Source organism: Bacillus sp. SD075 (assembly GCF_017355165.1).
Taxonomy (GTDB): domain Bacteria; phylum Bacillota; class Bacilli; order Bacillales; family DSM-1321; genus Peribacillus.
On record NZ_JADILK010000001.1, the window covers coordinates 273422 to 294574 of the forward strand.

19 protein-coding genes and 1 other RNA gene are annotated in these 21153 nt (G+C 43.5%); 19 read left to right on the forward strand and 1 reads right to left on the reverse strand.

Features of this window, described 5'->3' with window-relative positions:
- Window positions 1–38: 38 nt before the first annotated feature.
- A non-coding RNA gene (gene ssrS / locus IOC57_RS01285) (6S RNA) lies at window positions 39–224 on the forward strand.
- 184 nt (window positions 225–408) lie between these two features.
- On the opposite strand, the gene IOC57_RS01290 is transcribed toward ssrS, so the two are convergent.
- Entirely contained in the window at window positions 409–1317 is a 909-nt protein-coding gene (locus IOC57_RS01290; RefSeq protein WP_207437013.1) for a TauD/TfdA dioxygenase family protein, read from the reverse strand.
- A 589-nt stretch (window positions 1318–1906) separates the two neighbouring features.
- On the opposite strand from IOC57_RS01290, the gene IOC57_RS01295 reads away from it, so the two are divergent.
- The 18 genes from IOC57_RS01295 to IOC57_RS01380 all read left to right on the forward strand — a co-directional run bounded on the left by IOC57_RS01295 (window position 1907) and on the right by IOC57_RS01380 (window position 21001).
- The gene (locus IOC57_RS01295) at window positions 1907–2941 is read left to right on the forward strand and encodes an ABC transporter substrate-binding protein (protein WP_396020747.1); all 1035 of its coding nucleotides are present in this window, start codon (window positions 1907–1909) and stop codon (window positions 2939–2941) included.
- A 13-nt stretch (window positions 2942–2954) separates the two neighbouring features.
- Entirely contained in the window at window positions 2955–3782 is an 828-nt protein-coding gene (locus IOC57_RS01300) for an ABC transporter ATP-binding protein (protein WP_207437015.1), read from the forward strand.
- Between the two features lie 78 nt (window positions 3783–3860).
- Window positions 3861–4652 carry an ABC transporter permease gene (locus IOC57_RS01305; protein WP_396020748.1) on the forward strand — a complete coding sequence of 264 codons (792 nt, stop codon included), beginning with the start codon at window positions 3861–3863 and terminating at the stop codon, window positions 4650–4652.
- An 18-nt stretch (window positions 4653–4670) separates the two neighbouring features.
- Window positions 4671–6026 carry an LLM class flavin-dependent oxidoreductase gene (locus IOC57_RS01310; protein WP_207437017.1) on the forward strand — a complete coding sequence of 452 codons (1356 nt, stop codon included), beginning with the start codon at window positions 4671–4673 and terminating at the stop codon, window positions 6024–6026.
- 56 nt (window positions 6027–6082) lie between these two features.
- Entirely contained in the window at window positions 6083–7537 is a 1455-nt protein-coding gene (locus IOC57_RS01315) for a DHA2 family efflux MFS transporter permease subunit (RefSeq protein WP_286184412.1), read from the forward strand.
- 260 nt (window positions 7538–7797) lie between these two features.
- Window positions 7798–8412 (forward strand): nitroreductase family protein, encoded by a 615-nt coding sequence (locus IOC57_RS01320; protein WP_207437018.1) that lies wholly within the window; start codon window positions 7798–7800, stop codon window positions 8410–8412.
- A 579-nt stretch (window positions 8413–8991) separates the two neighbouring features.
- Complete coding sequence (locus IOC57_RS01325) at window positions 8992–10140, forward strand: M20 family metallopeptidase (protein WP_309487654.1); 1149 nt, start codon at window positions 8992–8994, stop codon at window positions 10138–10140.
- A 111-nt stretch (window positions 10141–10251) separates the two neighbouring features.
- Window positions 10252–11013 (forward strand): tRNA threonylcarbamoyladenosine dehydratase, encoded by a 762-nt coding sequence (locus IOC57_RS01330; RefSeq protein ID WP_125160028.1) that lies wholly within the window; start codon window positions 10252–10254, stop codon window positions 11011–11013.
- 188 nt (window positions 11014–11201) lie between these two features.
- On the forward strand, window positions 11202–12389 hold the full coding sequence (locus tag IOC57_RS01335; protein ID WP_207437019.1) for an ABC transporter substrate-binding protein: 1188 nt from the start codon (window positions 11202–11204) through the stop codon (window positions 12387–12389).
- A gap of 76 nt (window positions 12390–12465) precedes the next feature.
- Entirely contained in the window at window positions 12466–13344 is an 879-nt protein-coding gene (locus IOC57_RS01340; RefSeq protein WP_098369668.1) for a branched-chain amino acid ABC transporter permease, read from the forward strand.
- 13 nt (window positions 13345–13357) lie between these two features.
- Complete coding sequence (locus tag IOC57_RS01345; RefSeq protein ID WP_207437020.1) at window positions 13358–14329, forward strand: branched-chain amino acid ABC transporter permease; 972 nt, start codon at window positions 13358–13360, stop codon at window positions 14327–14329.
- The gene (locus IOC57_RS01350) at window positions 14304–15083 is read left to right on the forward strand and encodes an ABC transporter ATP-binding protein (RefSeq protein WP_207437021.1); all 780 of its coding nucleotides are present in this window, start codon (window positions 14304–14306) and stop codon (window positions 15081–15083) included. Before IOC57_RS01345 ends, IOC57_RS01350 begins: the two co-directional genes overlap by 26 nt.
- Complete coding sequence (locus IOC57_RS01355; protein ID WP_207437022.1) at window positions 15083–15790, forward strand: ABC transporter ATP-binding protein; 708 nt, start codon at window positions 15083–15085, stop codon at window positions 15788–15790. Before IOC57_RS01350 ends, IOC57_RS01355 begins: the two co-directional genes overlap by 1 nt.
- Window positions 15791–16338: 548 nt before the next feature.
- Window positions 16339–17517 carry an ABC transporter substrate-binding protein gene (locus IOC57_RS01360; protein WP_207437023.1) on the forward strand — a complete coding sequence of 393 codons (1179 nt, stop codon included), beginning with the start codon at window positions 16339–16341 and terminating at the stop codon, window positions 17515–17517.
- Window positions 17518–17682: 165 nt separating this feature from the next.
- Window positions 17683–18561: a branched-chain amino acid ABC transporter permease gene (locus IOC57_RS01365; protein ID WP_207437024.1), complete on the forward strand. Its 879-nt coding sequence runs from the start codon at window positions 17683–17685 to the stop codon at window positions 18559–18561.
- Between the two features lie 13 nt (window positions 18562–18574).
- Entirely contained in the window at window positions 18575–19540 is a 966-nt protein-coding gene (locus IOC57_RS01370) for a branched-chain amino acid ABC transporter permease (RefSeq protein WP_207437025.1), read from the forward strand.
- Complete coding sequence (locus IOC57_RS01375) at window positions 19512–20294, forward strand: ABC transporter ATP-binding protein (protein WP_034308746.1); 783 nt, start codon at window positions 19512–19514, stop codon at window positions 20292–20294. Before IOC57_RS01370 ends, IOC57_RS01375 begins: the two co-directional genes overlap by 29 nt.
- The gene (locus IOC57_RS01380; RefSeq protein WP_207437026.1) at window positions 20294–21001 is read left to right on the forward strand and encodes an ABC transporter ATP-binding protein; all 708 of its coding nucleotides are present in this window, start codon (window positions 20294–20296) and stop codon (window positions 20999–21001) included. Before IOC57_RS01375 ends, IOC57_RS01380 begins: the two co-directional genes overlap by 1 nt.
- Window positions 21002–21153 lie beyond the last annotated feature (152 nt).

Sequence of the window (21153 nt, forward strand, 5' to 3'; positions counted from 1 at the left end):
CAGAGTAAAGCATTATGATATGATGTCTTCAATAAGTAAGAGTCCTGATGTGTTCGTTCTTTAACCTATAAGTTTTGACCGAACACTTATAGTTACCGGGAGCACTAGTTTCCTGGCCGCGTAAAAGCCTCCCTCGAAGAGGACTTACAAACGCGAGGAACCGAGCACCCACCTGCGGAGAGCGGGTTCAAAACAAAGGCGTAAACGGCACAATTGGGACTCTTACACCTTACAAAGCAACTCATGTTAAATAACATGGGTTTTTTTGTGCGTGAAAAGGGGATAAGTTCGTCTGAAAACTTGCGGCGCATAAAAAAACACCATCCTTTCCATCAAACAATAGAAAGAATAGCGTCCTTTTCATATTTGGGGTAATGATTTTCCTTAGCTTGATGTTGATACTTGCTATTAATTATTTTTAATTTTCGTTCTTGTGATGCTACGACGACCATCTAAACTAATTGGTTCCTCCCCGTCAATTGTAATTCTTCGAACAACTCTTTGTGCATCATCATAGTCATTGACGGCATAATGCTGAGTTGCACGGTTATCCCAGATGACGACATCTCCAGCATTCCATCGCCAGCGAACCGTATTTTCTATTTGTGTCACATGTTCTTGTAGGACGGAAAATAATTGGGCTGAATCGAAGGAAGAAAGGCCGACAAATTTTTTCACAAAATGACCGAGTAAAAGGTGGCGCTCTCCGGTTTCAGGGTGTACATGGACAACTGGATGTTCGGTTTCATATAAAGTGGAAGTAAATACGTCTTTATAGTAACTATCCTCGGAAGAGACAGTGGAGCGCTTTGCAGCATAATCATAGTCATTAGTATGGAGTGCCCATAATTGATCAGCCAGATTTCGTAATTCTGCTGGTAGGTTTTCATAAGCAGTGGATGTATTTGCCCAAACGGTATCGCCACCTACTTCAGGTATCACAACTCCCCGTAAAATGGAGAATTTCGGGTATGCGGCTTCAAACGTAACATCTGTATGCCATGAGTTGGCTCGGCCACCACCATGATCAGAATTCAATTCCAATATATAATTTGAGCCATTCTTTACTGGAACAGTTGGATGAACAATTGGATTTCCAAGTAGTCCTGCAAAAGCCTCTTGTCCCTTATCATCTAGATGATCCTGATTACGGAAGAAAACAACTTTATGCTTTAAGATCGCCTCGCGGATTGATTTAACTGTGTTGGCATCCAGATCTTCAGAAAGTTTAACCCCCGATATTTCCGCACCAATACGTGCAGCAACTGGTTTTACAACGATTGTTGATGAATTTTGAACTTGTTTGACATTACTCATTTTATTGCCTCCTTGTTTTTAGACCGCATAGCGGACATGTATGGTAAACCGATAATACAAAAGAAAGCCAGAGCATAAGAGCTCTGGCTTCCAGGTGACTGGTCAGCAATACGAATCCAAAATAATATTATTCCTATCGGTTTGATAAAATATTAAACTGGCAGGATAAGTATGTCAATTATTATTTTGAATTTTCCGTTTATTTAAAAATGGGGGTGTTTCAAATAGAAAGGGACCTATTGATTATAAAGATAACTTTCCAAATAAAAATGAAGATCCTTTTAAAAAGCTTATCAGTATTAGGGAACAGGTGATTATAGAGTGAATTTATAATTATCTGAATTTTAGGTTGACTATTGGCAATTGACTTGTTAGTATAAGGGAAATAAATACCTAGTATTTCAATAGGGATTATGGATTCATTGACCGGACAGCCGGAGACTTCTCGTTCATATAAAGAGATGTCTCCGGTTTTTTGGTAGATGAAATAGCCGACTAGTCTACTGGAGGCCTTTACAGCGAACGTTATTCGTTTGTGGTAAAGGTTTTTTCTATTGGAGGGAAGATGGAGGGAAAGGAATTGAAGGTTTTGAAGAGTTGGCGAGCAACAGGAATTGGATTAATAGCTGTATTATCAGTCGTTTTATCGGTTGGATGCCAGGAGGAGAAAACGGTAGCGGAAAGTGAAGGGAAGTATGAAACTTTAAATTTAAAATATGAGGGTACTGTTGGAGCTGTTACTTATCCAGAGTTAGCACAAGATTTAGGGTATCTTAAGCCAATTAAATTGGAATGGATAGGAAATACAATTAGTGGACCATCGTCTATTCAAAACGCAGCGACGGGTGAAACTGATTTTGGCGGTGCTTTTAACGGCGCGATTGCCAAATTGATTGCAAGCGGGGCACCAATTAAATCGGTCATTGGGTATTACGGCAGTGATAAAGATACATTCAGTGGCTATTATGTATTGGATGGCAGCCCGATTAAAAACGCTAGAGATTTAATTGGTAAAAAAGTCGGTATGAACACTATGGGAGCACATTCTGAATTCATTTTAAAAGAATATTTAAAACAAGGTGGGCTAACGGATGAGGAAATTAAGCAAGTTACCTTAGTTGTTGTGCCACCGGTGAATACAGAACAATCGCTTCGTCAGAAGCAGATTGATGTAGCGGTTTTAGGTGGAATGTTGCGTGATCGAGCATTAGAAAAGGGAGGAATCAGAAAGGTGTTTAGTGATTATGATTTGTTTGGCTCCTTTACAGCAGGCAGCCTTGTCTTTAAAGAGACATTTATTAAAGAAAATCCGAACGTGGTGAACAAGTTTGTAGAAGCAACAGCAAAAGCCATTGAATGGACACGGACAACGCCTCGGGAAGAAGTCATTGCTCGTTTTGAATCGATTATTGAGAAAAGGGGCCGTAAGGAAGATACAGAAACGATTCAATATTGGAAGAGTCCAGGTATAGCGGAGAAAGGCGGTTTTATTCAGGAACCGGAATTCCAAGTGTGGGTTGACTGGCTGGAGAAAAGTGGTGAGTTTAAAGAAGGTCAAGTAAAATTGGATGATTTATATACGAATGAATTCAATCCTTATAAAGGTGAGCTGAAAAAAAAATGATGAGGTGATGGGTATGACAGACAAAATTCAGTTTGAATATGTAAGTAAAGTTTTTAAAATAAGAGATTCCGACCAAGGAAAGGGAGCGGTTAAACAGTTTACGGCCATTAAAAATGTTCATTTCTCCGTGAAGAGTGGAGAGTTTCTTACATTGGTAGGGCCATCAGGATGCGGAAAATCGACGTTGCTTGATCTTCTAGGTGGTTTAACAAAACCCACTTCGGGACAGATCTTGCTTGATGGAAAACCGATTGAAGGGCCTGGTTTAGATCGTGGGATTGTCTTTCAGCAGTATGCGTTGTTTCCTTGGAAAACAGCGAAAGGGAATATTGAATTTGGCCTAGAGTCGAAAGGAGTTCCAAAGAAGGAGCGGACGGAAATTGCCCGGCATTTTCTGTCACTGGTCGGATTATCGGGATTCGAAAATCGTTATCCTCACGAACTTTCAGGAGGAATGAAGCAACGTGTTGCCATTGCCCGGAGTTTGGCTTTTGACCCGGAAGTTTTATTAATGGATGAGCCATTCGCCGCACTGGATGCCCAAACACGGGAAACGTTGCAGACCGAATTGCTTCGAATCTGGGAACAAACAAAGAAGACCATTGTTTTCATTACACATGGGATTGATGAGGCTGTCTATTTAGGACAGCGTGTGGCAGTGATGACTTCTCGGCCAGGAACCATTAAACAAATTATAGATAATCCTCTCCATTCAAGCAGCCAGGCAGAAGATTTACGCTCTACCACAGAATTTGCAAAGGCCCGTCACCAAATTTGGGATTTGCTTCGTGAAGAAGTGAGTAAAGCCCAAACATTTGAGAAAAAGGATCAATCAGCTTAAAAAAAGTTGTCATTTTATTTTATAGAAGAGGTGAAAAAATTGACTAGTTTTAATAAATCATTGACGGCTCCCATTCATATTTCGCAACGAATCCGTTTTTCTTTTAACTTGACTCGAAAGTTTGTGAAACAGACTGCAGCCATTTTTCTTTTACTTGTGCTGTGGGAGGTAGCTCCCCGAATTGGCTTAGTTGATACTACTTTCTTTCCACCTTTTTCAAAAGTAGCGGAAGGTTGGTGGGGCTTAGTGATTTCAGGTGACTTATATGCCCACTTTCAAGCAAGTATTCGCCGTTCGTTTTTTGGATTTGGATTGGCCATACTCATTGCGATTCCTTTGGGTCTAATCATTGGATGGTATCCGTTAGCCAATGAACTGTTAAACCCGGTGTTGGAGTTATTTCGTAATACAGCTGCATTAGCTCTATTGCCTGTCTTTATTTTACTGCTTGGTATTGGGGAAACATCCAAAGTCACAATTGTCTTATTTGCTTGTACTTTTCCGATTCTATTAAATACGATTAATGCTGTTCGAAATGTCGATCCGCTACTCATTAAATCAGCCAAATCAATGGGGTTACCCTCCTACAAGCTGTTTTATAAAGTCATTTTGCCTGCTTCAATCCCGACTATTTTTACAGGAATACGTATGGCCGGCACAGCCTCCATTCTTGTTTTAATTGCTGCTGAAATGGTTGGAGCCAAGGAAGGCTTGGGCTATTTAATTAATTATGCTCAGATGAATTTCCAAATCCCTCAAATGTATGCTGGTATTATTACCATTTCTCTGCTCGGTTTTATATTAAATTATATTTTAGTGTCATTAGAGAGAAAATTCTCAAGCTGGAAGACTAATCCAAACGAAAAATAAAAGAAAGAAGGAACTAGGATGACTATTAATAAGCGTGAAATGAAATTAGGCGCATTTTTCATGATACCGGGGCATCATGTCGCAGCTTGGCGGCATCCGGAAGCAGAAGCTCATCATGTGATGACTTTTGATTTTATTAAAAGGCTGGCTCAAACAGCTGAACGCGGGAAGTTCGATATGATTTTCCTTGCGGATGGCTATGCAGTAAGAGCCAAAAATCAAAAGGTAGTAGGGCAAACGGTGAATACTCTTTTTGAACCATTCACGCTGTTATCCGCACTTTCTTCCGTCACAAAGCATGTCGGGCTTGCAGGGACAGTATCGACTACCTATAATGAGCCATTTAATGTGGCGCGTAAGTTTGCATCTCTTGATCATCTGAGCAGTGGCCGTGCAGCTTGGAATGTGGTCACTTCGAATACGGAAGCAGAGGCGCGCAACTTTAACCAAGATCACCATTTACTGCATTCAAAGCGTTATGAACGTGCTGAAGAATTTGTCGATGTTGTCACGAAACTTTGGGATAGTTGGGAGGATGAAGCGCTAGTTTTTGATAAAGAATCGGCGCAATTTGCTGATTCTTCCAAAATACATTCGATTAATCATAAAGGAGAATGGTTTTCCGTTGAAGGACCTTTGAATGTTTCCCGTCCAGTGCAAGGTCATCCTGTTGTCATCCAGGCTGGTTCTTCCGAAAACGGGAAGGAGCTTGCGGCACGCACGGCAGAGGTCATTTTCACAGCTTGGCAAACACTTGAAGAAGCTCAAGCATTTTATTCCGATGTTAAAGGAAGAATGGCGAAATATGGGCGAAATCCAGATGAGTTAAAAATCATGCCTGGCGTCTTCCCGGTCATCGGCAGAACCGAAGAAGAAGCGGAAAACAATAAAGCACTGCTAGAGGAGCTTATTCCAGAGGATGCGGGAATTGCCCTTTTGTCTGGTATGATAAGTGTTGATTTATCAGGCTACCCAGTGGATGGGCCGCTGCCGGACCTACCTGAATTGGATCAGGTGAACGGCGGGAAAAGCCGTTTCAAGTTATTGAAGGACCTTGCGGATCGCGAGGGGTTGACGATCCGCAAACTGTATCAAAAGATAGCTGGTGCCCGCGGACATAGGGAAATAAAGGGTACGCCTGAGCAAATTGCGGATCAAATGCAGGAATGGTTTGAAAATGGGGCAGCGGATGGATTCAATATAATGCCTCCATATTTACCAGGCGGCCTGGATGATTTCGTCGACCAAGTTATTCCTGTGCTTCAACAACGCGGATTGTTTCGTACAGAGTACAAAGGTAGCACTTTAAGGGAGAATTTAGGATTGGAACGACCAACGAACACTCTGATCGCTCCAGTAAAGGAATCGATATAACGGATGTGAGGAGCAGACGTGAACCTAGTTCTTGTCTGTTTCTATAGGATTCTTGAATGGAGATGAAGATCATAAAAGGATTAGCCCAGGAGTCTCGGAAGAACTCTTTCATCTTGACGGCTGTAGTAATCGGTTCTTTTATTTCTATTTATCAGTCCGTTTCCTTGAATGTCTCCTTACCTGGTTTCATGGATATATTCGATACGGACTTAACTACGGTGCAATGGCTCATGACAGGGTTCACCCTCGCGACGGGAATCATCGCTCCTTTATGCGGCTATCTTGGAAATTGTTTTGGGACGCGTAAACTCTTTTTATGGTCAGTGGCAGGTTTAATGATCTCGTCTCTTTTATGTGCTTTTGCCTGGGATATTGGTTCGTTGATCGCATTCCGGATCATCCAAGGTGTTTTTTGCGGGATAATACAGCCTGTGACATTGACGATCATTTATCAAATGCTTCCGGAATACAAACGTTCCATGGCATTAGGTTTATGGTCCGCCTCTTCTGTATTGGGTCCTGCCTTAGCCCCTACCATCAGCGGGTGGCTCCAATCATGGAATTGGCCGATGATCTTTTTAATGATGATTCCGTTCGGAGTGGTCGCATGGGGATTTGGGTGGGTGAGCCTGGAGAAAAGGACAGAGTATCAGAAGTCTGCATTTGATGGGATGGGCATGATTGGCATCGTTTTTGGCAGTCTGACTTTATTAGTTTTATTTAGTAACCTGCATCAATGGGGAATGCTTTCTGGTAAGTCGATCATCTGCTTGATCATGGGGGGGTTTTTACTCAGCCACTTTATTTGGAGGGAACTTCGAATCAAGGAACCGTTATTGGAGCTGCGGCTTTTTACAAATAAGACATTTGTGTTAAGTCTGGCTACTTCGATTATATTAATCAGCAGCTTATTTACGGGAATCTATTTTATCCCGTTGTACTTGATAGAAATTCATCAGATGACGGCAACTGAAGTCGGCTTGTTGCTCCTTCCGCCTGCACTCTCGATGACGGTGGCGACTGTTGTGAGTTCCAAATACTATGAGAGGGTCGGACCGCGACCGTTGATATTGATTGGAACATCTTTTTTAGTGTTTGCCACTTGGGAGTTTAGTCGTTTAACGGTAGACTCGGCTCCGGAGTTGGTCATGCTATGGATGACATTTCGCTACATAGGGCTAGGATTATCAATGACCCCTACAATCAATGCAGGAATGAATGCAGTCCCGGCTAATCTATCTGGAGACGCCTCCTCTTTGATTAATTGGTCAAGGCAGGTGGCAGGGGCCATGTCCGTCGGGATATTCACATCCTTTTTCTACACCAGGATGGCGTTTCATGGAAAAGGAGATGGCTTTTCGCCCGACGTATATGTAAAGGGACTGGACGATGTGTTTATTCTGGCGACGATCTTGACTTGTTTGAGTATCCCGTTTTCGTTATTGCTTAATGGAAAACGGGTGAAGCAAAAAGAGAAAAGAATGGGCGAAGGGATATCAAAAGGGGGATAGACGGAACCGCTTGTATGACATTCAAAAATAATTTTTACCATCCCCTTTGAGGTGGTCTTAACAAGAGGTGTTTGAAATGCAATCCGCATTAGCCTGTCTTTCGAGAATAGTTACACATAAAAGATGGGGGAATTCCAAAGTGGAAACTTGACTCGAACACGCTTATTTGAATGATGCCTAAGGGGTGGGAAGGGATTATTAGTCACGCCAAAAATCAATAAAATGTAATAAATATTCTATAAGGAATGAGGTTGGATATAATGAGTGTAACGGATAAACCTTTTGAGCAACTTACCAATGAGGTTAAAGAATATCGTAAATCTGAGCGTTCTGTTAGTCCTTTATTTTTAAATCGTTGGTCGCCTCGTGCTTATTCTGACAGGGAGATTTCTGACGATGATTTGTATAGTGTTCTTGAAGCTGCACATTGGGCTCCTTCATCTTTCAATGATCAGCCTTGGCGCTTTATTGTAGCTAAAACGGAATCACAACTGAAAATATTTCATGAGTTCTTGCATCCTTTTAATCGGGCTTGGGCAGAAAAAGCTCCTGTTCTTGTTCTAGTAGCATCAAGGACACGAAGAGAGAATGGCGATCCAAACGGAGCACATGCATTTGACTCCGGCGCTGCTTGGGGTTACTTGGCGATCCAGGCAACTCTACGGGGGCTCAGCACACATGCAATTGGGGGATTTGATAAAGATAAAGCCCGGAATTTGCTGAATGTTCCAGAAGATTTTGATCTTCATGCAGTCATTACGATTGGCTATCGTGGTGAAAAAGAAGCACTCGATAAGAATTTGCAAGGGCGCGAGAATCCAAGCACCAGAAAGCCATTAAATGAAGTGGTTTTCGAAGGAGCAATAAATTCGTAAACGGAAATATCTTTCTAGGTAAAATCGGAACAAACCCATGAGATCTCTGATATTTACGTAGAACTAACTTAAAAGTTGCTGAATAGAGTCCTTAACCACATCGATTTTGTGTCGACTATGCCACTAGTGACTTTAACCCTTAGGAGGTTTTTAGCCTAAGGGTTAAAATCCTTTCTATTTAAAGGAGGGAAATGAGGATAGGCAATCATGGTTAGTGGTTGGTGGAGTAAACTCGGGAAGGGTTTAAGGAAGTGATCCATCTTAACGGAAGGAACACATAGCTGGAATATCAAGGAAAGTCGAATTAAGCTAAGTTTTGGCTGACTGCATGAATCACAGCCTTTCAATAGTTAGTAAAAGAAAGGCCCAAAAACAGGAGATACCCATTCTTTTTTCAAAACGTTCCTCGCGCTATTCATAGCTACTCTAGGTAAAAAGCCGAGTAAGGACCCCGAACTCACGAAAAAACAAAAAAAAACCACGAATGAACTTCAAATATCCCCAATTAAGTAACATTCCTCCATATAGATTCGTAAATTATAGTAAGGCTGAGCAACAGTCAGCCAAGGATAGAAAGTAGTGAGGGCTTTGAAAGATTTATTGTATGCAAAGAGGATGGAAATGCTTCAGTTAGTGGAGCGGCTAGTGAATATAGATAGTGGTTCTCATACGAAAAAGGGTATTGATGAAATTGGTTCGATTTTAAAAACGAAATTTGAAAGCCTGGATTTTATTGTGAATACCGTTGAGCAGCAGAATTATGGCAATCAGCTGGTCATCCAGCATCGTGAGGCACATCAACCGCATATTCTGGTCGTCGCCCATATGGATACGGTCTTTCCGGAAGGGACAGCGCAAAAACGTCCTTTTAAAATGAAAGGAAATCGGGCATACGGTCCTGGTGTAGCGGATATGAAGTCAAGTCTGGTTGAGCTTTTTTATGCGATCCTTTGCTTGAAACAGACGGGGCAGACAGGCTATAAACATATACAAATCATTCTTAATAGTGATGAGGAGATCGGGTCTCCGTCTTCCGCTTCACTCATATCGGAAAATGCGGCCAATAAGAAGTTCGCGTTAATTCTTGAACCGGCGAGGACGGACGGTTCGCTTGTCACGGCAAGAAGGGGCTGCGGTCAATTTAAAGTGGATATCGTGGGGGTGGCCGCCCATTCAGGGATTGAACCGGAAAAGGGACGAAGTGCCATTGAAGAATTGGCCCATAAGATCATTGCCTTACACCGATTGAATGATCAAAAGACAGGAATCAGCGTTAATGTCGGTATTATTGAAGGAGGTTCCTCTGTCAATACGATCGCTTCCCATGCGTCTGCTTTAGTGGATGTGCGGATTTCGGAAAAAGGGCAGGAAGGCATCATCCTCAAGCAACTGAAAAAAATCTGTGCTGAAACCTATATTCCAGGAACGAAAACGACATTAAGCGGGAAAATGGACCGGTCACCCATGGAAAAGAATGAGAAAACGAACTTGCTTTTAGAGACAATCCGTCAAGCCGGGAAGGAAATCGGCATCGAAATCACGGATATGGCCACGGGTGGGGGTTCGGACGCTTCCATCACTTCTGATTTGGGAATCGCGACGGTGGATGGACTTGGGCCCATTGGAGGGAATGCACATAGTGAAGAGGAGTATTTGGAAATACCAAGCCTGACGGAAAGGACACTCCTATTGGCAACCGCCATTCAAAAATTGTCAAAAATGGCCTAGCGCCCTAATTCCGATTAGACTGCTCATATTTCGCTTGTCATAAATGATGTTTATGATATATTGTTAATTGGGAAGCTAAATAAGAACAGAATTTATTGGAGTTGAATATATATGCTGCATCAGTTTTCACGAAATGAATTGGCAATTGGCAAGGAAGGAATCGATATACTGAAAAATACGACCGTAGCGGTCCTGGGTGTGGGAGGCGTTGGTTCCTTTTCAGCCGAAGCATTGGCACGTACGGGGGTAGGCCGTATTATTCTTGTGGATAAAGACGATGTCGACATCACAAATGTAAACAGGCAGATCCATGCTCTATTATCAACAGTCGGTCAGCCGAAAGCGGAATTGATGAAAAATCGCATTCAAGACATCAATCCGGACTGCGAAGTGATCGCTCTTAAAATGTTCTATACAGAAGAAACGTTTGAGGAATTCTTCAGTTATGGCCTGGACTATGTCATTGATGCTTCGGATACGGTCATTTACAAGATGCATGTGATGAAGGAATGCCTGAAACGGAATATCAAAGTGATTTCAAGCATGGGGGCCGCTAATAAGATGGACCCGACTCGTTTTCAAATTGCCGATATCTCCAAAACGCATACCGATCCGCTTGCCAAGGTCATTCGTACTAGATTGCGTAAAGAGGGCATAACAAAGGGAATTCCCGTTGTTTTCTCCGACGAGAGCCCTATTGTCATTCGTGAGGATGTCCGAAAAGAAGTCGGCAATGATGAGGCGAAAATCCGCAAAGCCCAAATGCCACCATCTTCGAATGCTTTCGTCCCATCCGTTGCGGGCTTAATTGCAGCAAGCTGGGTGATCAATGATATTTTGAAGGACATTGAAGTTCGCCGTGTAAACGATTGATAAAAAGGAACTGACCCGATGAAGGGTCAGTTTTTTTTATGTTGATTAGTAGATATTCCCTTTTAATAACTTTTTTATCCATATCATATAGACGGGGTCGAAAGAATGAGATAAACTGTTTTCAGAATATTATTTTTATTCTGATATTAAATTTGTTTAAAAGAACAGACAAAACAAGGGGGTTTCAAATGAAGAAGAAAAAGCTAGCAGGAGTGTTTCTATCACTTTCATTGGTTGCAGGGGCGCTGGCAGGTTGTGGCGGCGACTCAAAAACTAGCAGTTCAGGCGGGGGCTCATCAAAATCGGGTGACACGATTAAAATTGGGGCCAACCTTGAATTGTCAGGAGGTACGGCATCATTCGGCCAATCGGCTGCCGATGGTTTGAAACTGGCCATCGATGAAATTAATAAAGAAGGCATCGACGGTAAAAAACTGGAAATCGTCAAGGTTGATAATAAATCAGATGCAGCCGAAGCTACAAGCGGTTCGATCAAGTTAGTCAGCCAGGACAAAGTTGTGGCTGTAGTCGGATCTGCGACAAGCACGAATACATTGGCACAGGTTCAGGTCGCACAGGATAATCAAGTTCCTCTACTTACACCAACTGCAACAAATCCCGACATTACCAACAAAGCTGGAAAATTAAATGATTATGTATTTAGAACTTGCTTTATCGATCCATTCCAAGGTACGGTGGCAGCCAATTTCGCATCTGACGAAATTGGGGCGAAGACGGCGGCGATCTATGTGGATAGCGCAAGTGATTATTCTAAAGGACTGGCTGCAGCTTTTAAAGAAGCGTTCACTGCCAAGGGCGGTAAAATCGTGGCGGAAGAAGCTTATGTAACGAAAGATACTGATTTCCGCTCTACATTGACACGTATCAAATCCGCAAAACCAGAATTCGTTTTCCTTCCTGGTTATTATGAAGAAGTCGGATTGATCTTAAAACAGGCACGTGAAGACGGCATAGACCTTCCATTCATGGGCGGAGACGGATGGGATTCCCCAAAAGTCGTTGAAATTGCCGGAGCGGAAGCTTTAAAAAATACGTATATCACGAATCACTATTCACCGGAAGATGAAGATGCAAAAATCCAGGATTTCGTTGCAGCCTTCAAAAAGGAATACAATAAAACACCGGATGCCTTTGCAGCACTTGGCTATGACACTGGATACTACCTGGCTGATGCCATCAAGAGATCTGGAGATGCTTCCCCCGAAAAAATCAGACAAGCGTTGGAAGATGTCAAAGATCTTCAATTAGTTTCCGGAACGCTGAACCTCGATGAAAATCATGATCCGATCAAATCGGCGACCATCTTGGAATATGTGGATGGCAAACAAACATTCAAAACAAAAATCAATCCATAATACCTTACGTGGATAGGGGGCAAGTCCCCCCTATTCTATATTCACTTAAAAAACACCTTTACGGGGAGAGTGCAATATGGAACTGATTCAGCAATTGGTAAATGGCATTTCACTCGGAAGCATTTATGCCTTGATCGCGCTTGGCTATACGATGGTATATGGAATCGTCAAGCTCATAAACTTCGCCCATGGCGATGTATTCATGGTCGGTTCATTTGTAGGGTTTTACGCCATTACCGTCATGGACTTATCCTTCATCCCGGCTTTATTGATTTCGATGGTCACATGTGCCATCTTTGGCGTTTTAATTGAACGTATTGCCTATAAACCCCTTCGTAATGCAACACGGATTGCAGCCTTGATAACGGCCATCGGTGTTTCCCTTCTGATAGAAAATGGGCTGATTTACATCCGGGGCGCCCAGCCGGAAGCCTATCCAAATAATGTCCTTCCGATGGATAAACTCGATATATTGGGAGTTTCCATCAGCAGTCAATCGATATTGATCTTATCCGTATCCATCATATTAATGATCATCCTGCAATTCGTTGTCCATAAAACCAAAATCGGCAAAGCGATGCGTGCCGTTTCATTCGATTCCGAAGCTGCTAAGCTGATGGGAATCAATGTGAATAATACGATTTCAGCTACTTTCGCCATTGGTTCGGCCCTGGCAGGGGCGGCTGGTGTCATTTTTGGAATCTACTATATTAAAATCGAGCCGTTGATGGGTGTCCTTCCTGGCCTTAAAGCATTTGTTGCAGCCGTCTTGGGCGGCATCGGCATCATTCCGGGAGCGATGGTCGGCGGTCTACTGCTTGGAGTGATCGAGGCTTTGGTCAGTGCAGCCGGTTACTCATTATGGCGCGATGGTGTGGCTTTCGTCGTACTTATCTTGATTTTGATTTTCTTGCCGCAAGGACTGTTCGGTAAAAATAAAAGAGAAAAAGTATAAGGGAGACATGGCGATGACTACTTTAAAGAATTCAAAGGGTTTTTGGCTCTCGATCGTGCTCGCACTTATTTTTTTCGGAATCATGCAGTACACCATTTCAAACGGTATGCTCAATCCATTTTATATCAACACGCTCATGTTCATCGGCATCAATATCATGCTGGCGACGAGCCTTCATTTAATCATTGGAATAACCGGGCAGTTCTCGATCGGGCATGCAGGTTTTTTAGCGGTCGGGGCCTATGCTTCCGCAGTCATGACAATGAAGCTGGAACTTCCCTTCATCATCGCAATATTGGCTGGGGGCGTAATGGCCGCGGTTGCGGGCATGGTGATCGGGATTCCCAGCTTGCGGCTGAAGGGGGATTACCTGGCGATAGCTACCCTTGGATTTGGGGAAATTGTCCGGATCATCCTTTTGAATATTGAATATGTAGGCGGGGCAAGCGGGTTGCAGGTATCCCACCTGACTACTTGGCCATGGGTTTTTGCCTGTGTCATGATCACCGTCTTAGTCATCAGGAATTTCACCAATTCGACTCACGGGCGTGCATGCATATCCGTAAGGGAAGATGAAACGGCGGCTGATGCGATGGGAATCAATACAACCTATTATAAAGTGGCAGCTTTCGTCATCGGAGCTTTTTTTGCCGGAATTGCCGGATCGCTTTATGCCCATAATTTTTACATTATCCAGCCATCGAATTTCGGTTTCCTGAAATCCTTCGATATCCTGATTTTCGTCGTGCTAGGCGGTCTTGGAAGTCTTTCAGGTTCGGTGTTGGCTGCCATTTTACTGACGATCGTGACGACATTCCTTCAGGATTATCCGGAAACGAGGATGATCATCTACAGCCTTGTCCTGATCCTGATGATGATCTTCCGCCCGCAGGGTTTAATGGGAACAAGAGAAATCACCTCATTCTTCACACATAAAAAAAGGAAAGGGGGCCCAAAGGATGGAAACCACAATACCGTTGCTTAAAGTGGATTCGGTGGGTATCCGATTTGGCGGATTGAAAGCCGTTTCCGATGTGAACGTTGAATTATTTCCAGGGGAACTTGTAGGCCTGATCGGACCGAATGGGGCAGGGAAAACGACCTTCTTCAATTTATTGACGGGTGTGTATGTCCCTACAGAAGGGACGATTGCCTTGAACGGGGAAAATCTAAATAAGCAGCCGCCTTATAAAATTACGAGAAAAGGGATCTCGAGGACTTTTCAAAATATCCGCCTTTTCAGTGAGTTATCCGTGATCGATAACGTGAAGGTTGCTTACCACTCGCTTGCCAAGCATGGAATTCAAAGCTCGATATTCCGGCTGCCGGGACATTTTTCCGGGGAAAGGGAAATGGATGGAAAGGCGCTCGAATTTTTGAAGATTTTCAATCTTGACCATTTTAAGGATGAAAAAGCGAAGAATCTCCCATACGGACAGCAAAGGCGGCTGGAAATCGCCCGTGCCCTTGCCGCCAATCCGAAACTCCTTTTACTGGACGAACCCGCAGCCGGGATGAATCCGCATGAAACGAAAGAATTGATGAACCTCATCGCTTTTATCCGGAAGGAATTCAACCTTACCGTTTTGCTCATCGAACATGATATGTCACTGGTCATGGGGGTATGCGAACGGATTTATGTCCTTGATCATGGACAGCTTATCGCGCACGGAAAGCCGGAAGAAATCCGCAACGATCCAAAGGTCATCGAGGCATATCTAGGGGAGGAGGTTTCCTGATGCTGAAAATAGAGGACATCAATGTTTATTACGGCAATATCCAGGCGTTAAAAGGGGTTTCCATGGAGATAAACGAAGGGGAGATCGTGACTTTGATCGGGGCGAACGGAGCGGGAAAAAGCACGCTGCTCAAAACGATTTCCGGCCTGTTAAAACCAAAGCAAGGAAAAGTCCTGTTCGAAGGCGATCCGATCGGAGGAAAAGCGGCACAGTCCATCGTGAAAATGGGCATATCCCATGTACCTGAAGGGCGGCGTGTCTTTGCCAATATGACGGTTGCCGAAAACCTGGAGCTTGGGGCTTATTTGCGAAAAGACAAAGAAGGTATCAATAAAGACATGGAAAAGGTCCATGAATTATTTCCAAGGCTGCTGGAGAGGATCAAACAGCAGGCCGGCACTCTTTCAGGCGGTGAACAGCAGATGCTTGCAATGGGGCGGGCTTTAATGGCGAAACCGCGTTTATTACTGCTTGATGAACCTTCGATGGGCCTTGCACCGCTTCTGGTGAAGCAAATATTCAACATCATCCAGGAGATCAGTGAGTCGGGCACAACGATCCTTTTGGTCGAGCAAAACGCCAACCTCGCATTATCCATCGCAAATCGGGCCTATGTAGTTGAAACGGGCCGAATCGTCCTGTCGGGCAATGCCGAGGAACTAACATCAAGTGAAGAAATAAAAATGGCCTATTTGGGAGGCCACTGAACCGCCATTTGGCGGTTTTTTATTTGATTATCGGGATATGCAAAATATACAGGAAGATAAAAAAGCTCAGGTGCTTCATGCATGATTTTATACATCCAGTATAGTATTATTCAATTTTGATATAGGAATTAAGACTAAAAAAGCACGAAAAAACTGGGTTTAATTCCCTATCAATACCCATCTATTTTGGTAAAAATGGTATTAATAGGATGAATGAAATGGGAGAATGAATAAAATTTTTTGATCAATAAATTAGGAATTTGTAATTTTAATATAATTTAATTATCAGTTTTTTCTGATTATATCGCCTATTTTCGCAATATTTAAAATATATAAAGATAAAAATGAAATAGTACTCCCTATGAGAATTCTCCCAGTCAGCGAAATCTTCCCGCAATTATTGTATAGACGGAATGAAAATTATGCGGTAAACTATTTTTCGAAATATTAATTTAATTTGAAACATTTCATCTAATCAATTTTTTTCTGAAGCATCATGAATAAATATTCATGCATCAGAGCTTGATTACAAAATGGGGGGATTATTTATGAAAAAGAAAAAATTAGCAAGTGCATTCCTTTCTCTAACACTTGCTGCAGGAGTGCTGGCGGGTTGTTCTGGCTCTGGTTCATCTGAAAAATCAAGCGTGGATGGAGATACGATCAAAATCGGCGTCAACCTTGAATTATCAGGCGGAGTCGCTTCATATGGACAATCGATTGCAGAAGGCCTGGAGCTTGCTACTGCAGAAATCAATAAAGAAGGCATTGACGGTAAAAAAATCAAACTAATTAAAGTCGATAATAAATCTGAAGCCTCCGAAGCGACAAGCGGAGCGATCAAGCTGACATCACAGGATAAGGTTGCAGCGATTGTAGGTGCAGCGACAAGCACGAACTCGATTGCCCAAGTACAGATTGCTCAAGATAATAAAGTGCCGGTCATCTCACCTTCTGGTACAAGCCCTGAAATCACTTTCAGCAAGGATAAATTGAATGATTACATTTTCAGGACAAGCTTCATCGATCCGTTCCAAGGTACGGTAGCTGCGAACTTTGCCACCACTGAAATCAAAGCGAAAAGTGCAGCCATCTATATTGACAGCGCAAGTGATTATTCAAAAGGGTTAGCCGCAGCCTTTAAAGAACAATTCGAAAAAAACGGCGGAAAGATCGTGGCTCAGGAAGCTTACATTGCGAAGGATACTGATTTCCGTTCCACATTGACTCGTTTGAAATCGGCAAAACCCGATTTCATTTTCCTTCCTGGTTATTATGAGGAAGCTGGTCTGATCGTGAAGCAGGCTCGGGAAACTGGACTTGACGTCCCATTCATGGGCGGCGACGGCTGGGATTCTCCTAAGCTAGTGGAAATTGCCGGTGCAGAAGCCCTAAATAATACGTTCATCACGAACCATTATTCTTCAGGTGACCCTGATGAGAAAATTCAGAATTTTGTGTCAGCATTTAAGGCGAAGTACAAAGATAAATCCCCGGATGCATTTAATGCACTAGGATATGACACAGGATACTTCCTTGCAGACGCGATTAAACGTGCCGGTTCAGCGGATTCAGAAAAAATCAAAGAAGCGCTTGAAAAAACGGCTGACCTTGAGCTTGTAACGGGTACTTTCACATTGGATGAAAAACATAATCCAATCAAATCTGCCACCATCCTTGAATTTAAACAGGGAAAACAAGTATTCAACACAAAAATCAATCCTTAATTTCGGAGAACAACTCCAACCCTTTCGCCGGCCCTTCATTCATTAAGAAGGTGCTGGCGAATTCTCATTTTTCAAGCATACCAGCTCGCTGAACATCCCCTAAGAGGAAAGCGAAGGGCCTGGACTTATCACTTATAAAATATAGATTTTCAAGGAGAGTCGAACATGGAATTGATACAACAGTTAATAAACGGGGTTTCACTAGGAAGTATTTATGCCCTTATCGCTCTCGGATACACGATGGTTTACGGGATTGTCAAATTGATAAACTTCGCACATGGCGATGTATTCATGGTCGGCTCATTCGTTGGGTTTTACTCGATAACGGTATTGGATCTGTCATTTCTGCCCGCCCTCTTAATCTCGATGACGGTCTGTGCGCTGTTTGGGGTATTGATCGAGCGTATCGCGTACAAGCCATTGCGTAACGCAACACGTATTGCCGCACTTATCACAGCCATCGGTGTTTCCCTTTTGATCGAATACGGATTCATCTACGTCCGCGGTGCACAGCCGGAAGCTTATCCGAATGATGTATTGCCGACAGACAAGTTCAATATTTTTGGAGTTTCCATCAATAGCCAATCGGTTTTGATTTTTGGAGTGGCGGTAGTCCTGATGATCATCCTTCAAATCATCGTTCATAAAACAAAAATAGGAAAAGCGATGCGTGCCGTTTCCTTCGATGCGGATGCAGCTAAGCTGATGGGGATTAATGTCAATAACACGATTTCTGCCACCTTTGCAATCGGTTCCGCTTTGGCTGGGGCAGCAGGCGTCATTTTCGGTATTTATTATATTAAGATCGAACCGCTCATGGGTGTGCTTCCGGGATTGAAGGCATTCGTTGCCGCCGTACTTGGAGGGATCGGGATTATACCGGGCGCGATGGTCGGTGGCCTATTGCTAGGTGTCATCGAAGCTTTGGTCAGTGCCGCCGGTTACTCATTATGGCGTGATGCCGTAGCCTTCGTCGTACTGATTCTTATCTTGATTTTCATGCCACAAGGCTTATTCGGTAAAAACAAAAAAGAAAAAGTATAGGGGAGACAAAGCAATGACTACAATTAAGCGAGCAAAAGGTTTTTGGCTCTCGATTTCACTATCATTGATCTTTTTCGCCGTAGTTCAAGTGTTAATCGGCGGCGGATCGCTAAATCCTTTTTATCAAAATACGCTCATGTTCATCGGGATCAACATCATTCTGGCAGCGAGCCTGCACTTGATCATCGGGATAACCGGGCAGTTCTCGATCGGACATGCGGGATTCCTGGCAGTCGGTGCCTATGCTTCAGCCGTTATGACGATGAAGCTGGAAATGCCATTTTATGCGGCATTGATAGTTGGCGGTTTGGCGTCAGCGTTGGCAGGTTTGATCATCGGAATTCCAAGCTTACGCTTAAAAGGTGACTATCTGGCGATTGCGACCCTTGGTTTTGGGGAAATCGTCCGGATCATGCTGTTGAATATTGATTATGTCGGCGGGGCGAGCGGCATGCAGGTTTCCCATTTGACCACTTGGCCGTGGGTATTCGCTTCCGTCATCATTACGATCATCGTCATCCGGAACTTTACTAGCTCGACCCATGGCAGGGCCTGCATATCGATCCGTGAGGACGAGACGGCTGCCGATTCGATGGGAATCAATACGACCTATTACAAAGTTGTCGCGTTTGCGATCGGTGCTTTCTTTGCCGGTATTGCTGGGGGGCTTTACGCTCATAACTTCTATATCATCCAGCCATCGAACTTCGGATTCCTGAAATCATTCGATATTTTGATCCTAGTCGTACTTGGCGGTCTTGGAAGTCTTTCCGGTGCCGTATTGGCCGCGATATTACTGACGGTTATCACGACTTTCCTGCAGGATTATCCGGAAACACGAATGATCATCTACAGTCTTGTGCTTATCGTGATGATGATCTATCGTCCACAAGGTTTAATGGGGACTAAAGAAATAACATCCATGTTCAAACGTAAAGGAGGAAGCAGCCATGAAAAAAATAAAAACACCGCTGCTTAAAGTCGATTCGGTCGGCATCCAGTTCGGGGGGCTCAAAGCCGTTTCTGATGTGAACGTCGAGTTATATCCAGGGGAACTAATTGGCTTGATTGGTCCGAACGGCGCTGGAAAAACAACTTTCTTTAACTTGCTGACAGGAGTTTACGTTCCGACAGAGGGCACGATTTCTTTGGAAGGTGAGAACTTAAGAAAACTGCCTCCATATAAAATCACGCAAAAAGGGATCAGCCGGACATTCCAGAACATTCGCTTATTCAGTGAATTATCCGTGATCGATAATGTAAAAGTTGCCTATCATTCGCTTTCTAAGCATGGCATTTTAAGTTCGATCTTCCGCATGCCGATCCATTTTAAAGGCGAAAAGGAAATGGATGAAAAGGCGATTGAGTTCCTGAAGATCTTCAACCTTGATCAATATAAGGATGAAAAGGCGAAGAACCTGCCATATGGTAAACAAAGACGTTTGGAAATCGCCCGGGCACTTGCAGCCAACCCGAAACTGCTTTTGCTGGATGAACCGGCTGCGGGGATGAACCCTCAGGAAACGCATGAGCTCATGAACCTGATTGCCCTCATCCGTGAGAAATTTGATTTGACCGTATTATTGATAGAACATGATATGCCGCTCGTCATGGGTGTTTGCGAACGCATATATGTACTCGATCACGGACAACTGATCGCTCAAGGAAAGCCAGAGGAAATCCGTAACAATCCAAAAGTCATCGAGGCCTATCTGGGCGAGGAGGTTTCATAATGTTAAAAATCGAGGACATCAACGTCTATTACGGAAACATTCAAGCCTTGAAAGGAATTTCGCTTTCTATTAACGAAGGCGAAATCGTAACCTTGATCGGGGCGAACGGAGCCGGGAAAAGCACGATGCTGAAAACCATTTCCGGCCTATTAAAACCAAAACAAGGGAAGGTCATATACGAAGGGCAATCCATCGGTGGAAAGGCAGCACAATCCATCGTGAAAATGGGCATCTCCCATGTCCCTGAAGGCCGGCGGGTCTTTGCCAACATGACTGTAGAAGAAAACCTTCAGCTTGGTGCTTATTTACGCAAGGATAAGGCAGGCATCAAGCAGGATATGGAGAAAGTCTATGAATTATTCCCGCGTTTGCTAGAGCGCCTGAAACAGCAATCCGGCACCCTTTCCGGAGGGGAACAGCAAATGCTCGCAATGGGCAGGGCACTCATGGCCAAGCCCCGGCTTCTGTTATTGGACGAGCCATCCATGGGACTTGCTCCACTATTGGTGAAGCAAATCTTTCATATCATCGAAGAAATCAACAAAACGGGTACAACGATTCTGCTGGTCGAACAAAATGCCAACTTAGCATTATCCATCGCGGACAGAGCCTATGTTGTCGAGACCGGCCGAATTGTCCTATCAGGCAAATCAGAGGAACTGACCGCAAGCGAAGAAATCAAGAATGCCTACTTGGGAGGACATTAAATTGCTTTATGGCGGTTTAGAGACTGCAGGGAAACTCGATGAATTTCGAGTTTCCCTGCAGTTTTTTTATAAAAAAAGTTCCAGCTTGATTTTTAGAAATCCGCTCCCTTTCCGCCGACTGCCTGCTAAGCCCCATCAAAGCAAGCGCCTGT

Coding starts and splice junctions, on each gene's coding strand:
- IOC57_RS01335 (WP_207437019.1), top strand. CDS start 11,202: ATGAAGAAGAAAAAGCTAGCAGGAGTGTTTCTATCACTTTCATTGGTT.
- IOC57_RS01365 (WP_207437024.1), top strand. CDS start 17,683: ATGGAATTGATACAACAGTTAATAAACGGGGTTTCACTAGGAAGTATT.
- IOC57_RS01370 (WP_207437025.1), top strand. CDS start 18,575: ATGACTACAATTAAGCGAGCAAAAGGTTTTTGGCTCTCGATTTCACTA.
- IOC57_RS01340 (WP_098369668.1), top strand. CDS start 12,466: ATGGAACTGATTCAGCAATTGGTAAATGGCATTTCACTCGGAAGCATT.
- IOC57_RS01300 (WP_207437015.1), top strand. CDS start 2,955: ATGACAGACAAAATTCAGTTTGAATATGTAAGTAAAGTTTTTAAAATA.
- IOC57_RS01330 (WP_125160028.1), top strand. CDS start 10,252: ATGCTGCATCAGTTTTCACGAAATGAATTGGCAATTGGCAAGGAAGGA.
- IOC57_RS01345 (WP_207437020.1), top strand. CDS start 13,358: ATGACTACTTTAAAGAATTCAAAGGGTTTTTGGCTCTCGATCGTGCTC.
- IOC57_RS01310 (WP_207437017.1), top strand. CDS start 4,671: ATGACTATTAATAAGCGTGAAATGAAATTAGGCGCATTTTTCATGATA.
- IOC57_RS01320 (WP_207437018.1), top strand. CDS start 7,798: ATGAGTGTAACGGATAAACCTTTTGAGCAACTTACCAATGAGGTTAAA.
- IOC57_RS01380 (WP_207437026.1), top strand. CDS start 20,294: ATGTTAAAAATCGAGGACATCAACGTCTATTACGGAAACATTCAAGCC.
- IOC57_RS01375 (WP_034308746.1), top strand. CDS start 19,512: ATGAAAAAAATAAAAACACCGCTGCTTAAAGTCGATTCGGTCGGCATC.
- IOC57_RS01315 (WP_286184412.1), top strand. CDS start 6,083: ATGGAGATGAAGATCATAAAAGGATTAGCCCAGGAGTCTCGGAAGAAC.
- IOC57_RS01360 (WP_207437023.1), top strand. CDS start 16,339: ATGAAAAAGAAAAAATTAGCAAGTGCATTCCTTTCTCTAACACTTGCT.
- IOC57_RS01355 (WP_207437022.1), top strand. CDS start 15,083: ATGCTGAAAATAGAGGACATCAATGTTTATTACGGCAATATCCAGGCG.
- IOC57_RS01290 (WP_207437013.1), bottom strand. CDS start 1,317: ATGAGTAATGTCAAACAAGTTCAAAATTCATCAACAATCGTTGTAAAA.
- IOC57_RS01350 (WP_207437021.1), top strand. CDS start 14,304: ATGGAAACCACAATACCGTTGCTTAAAGTGGATTCGGTGGGTATCCGA.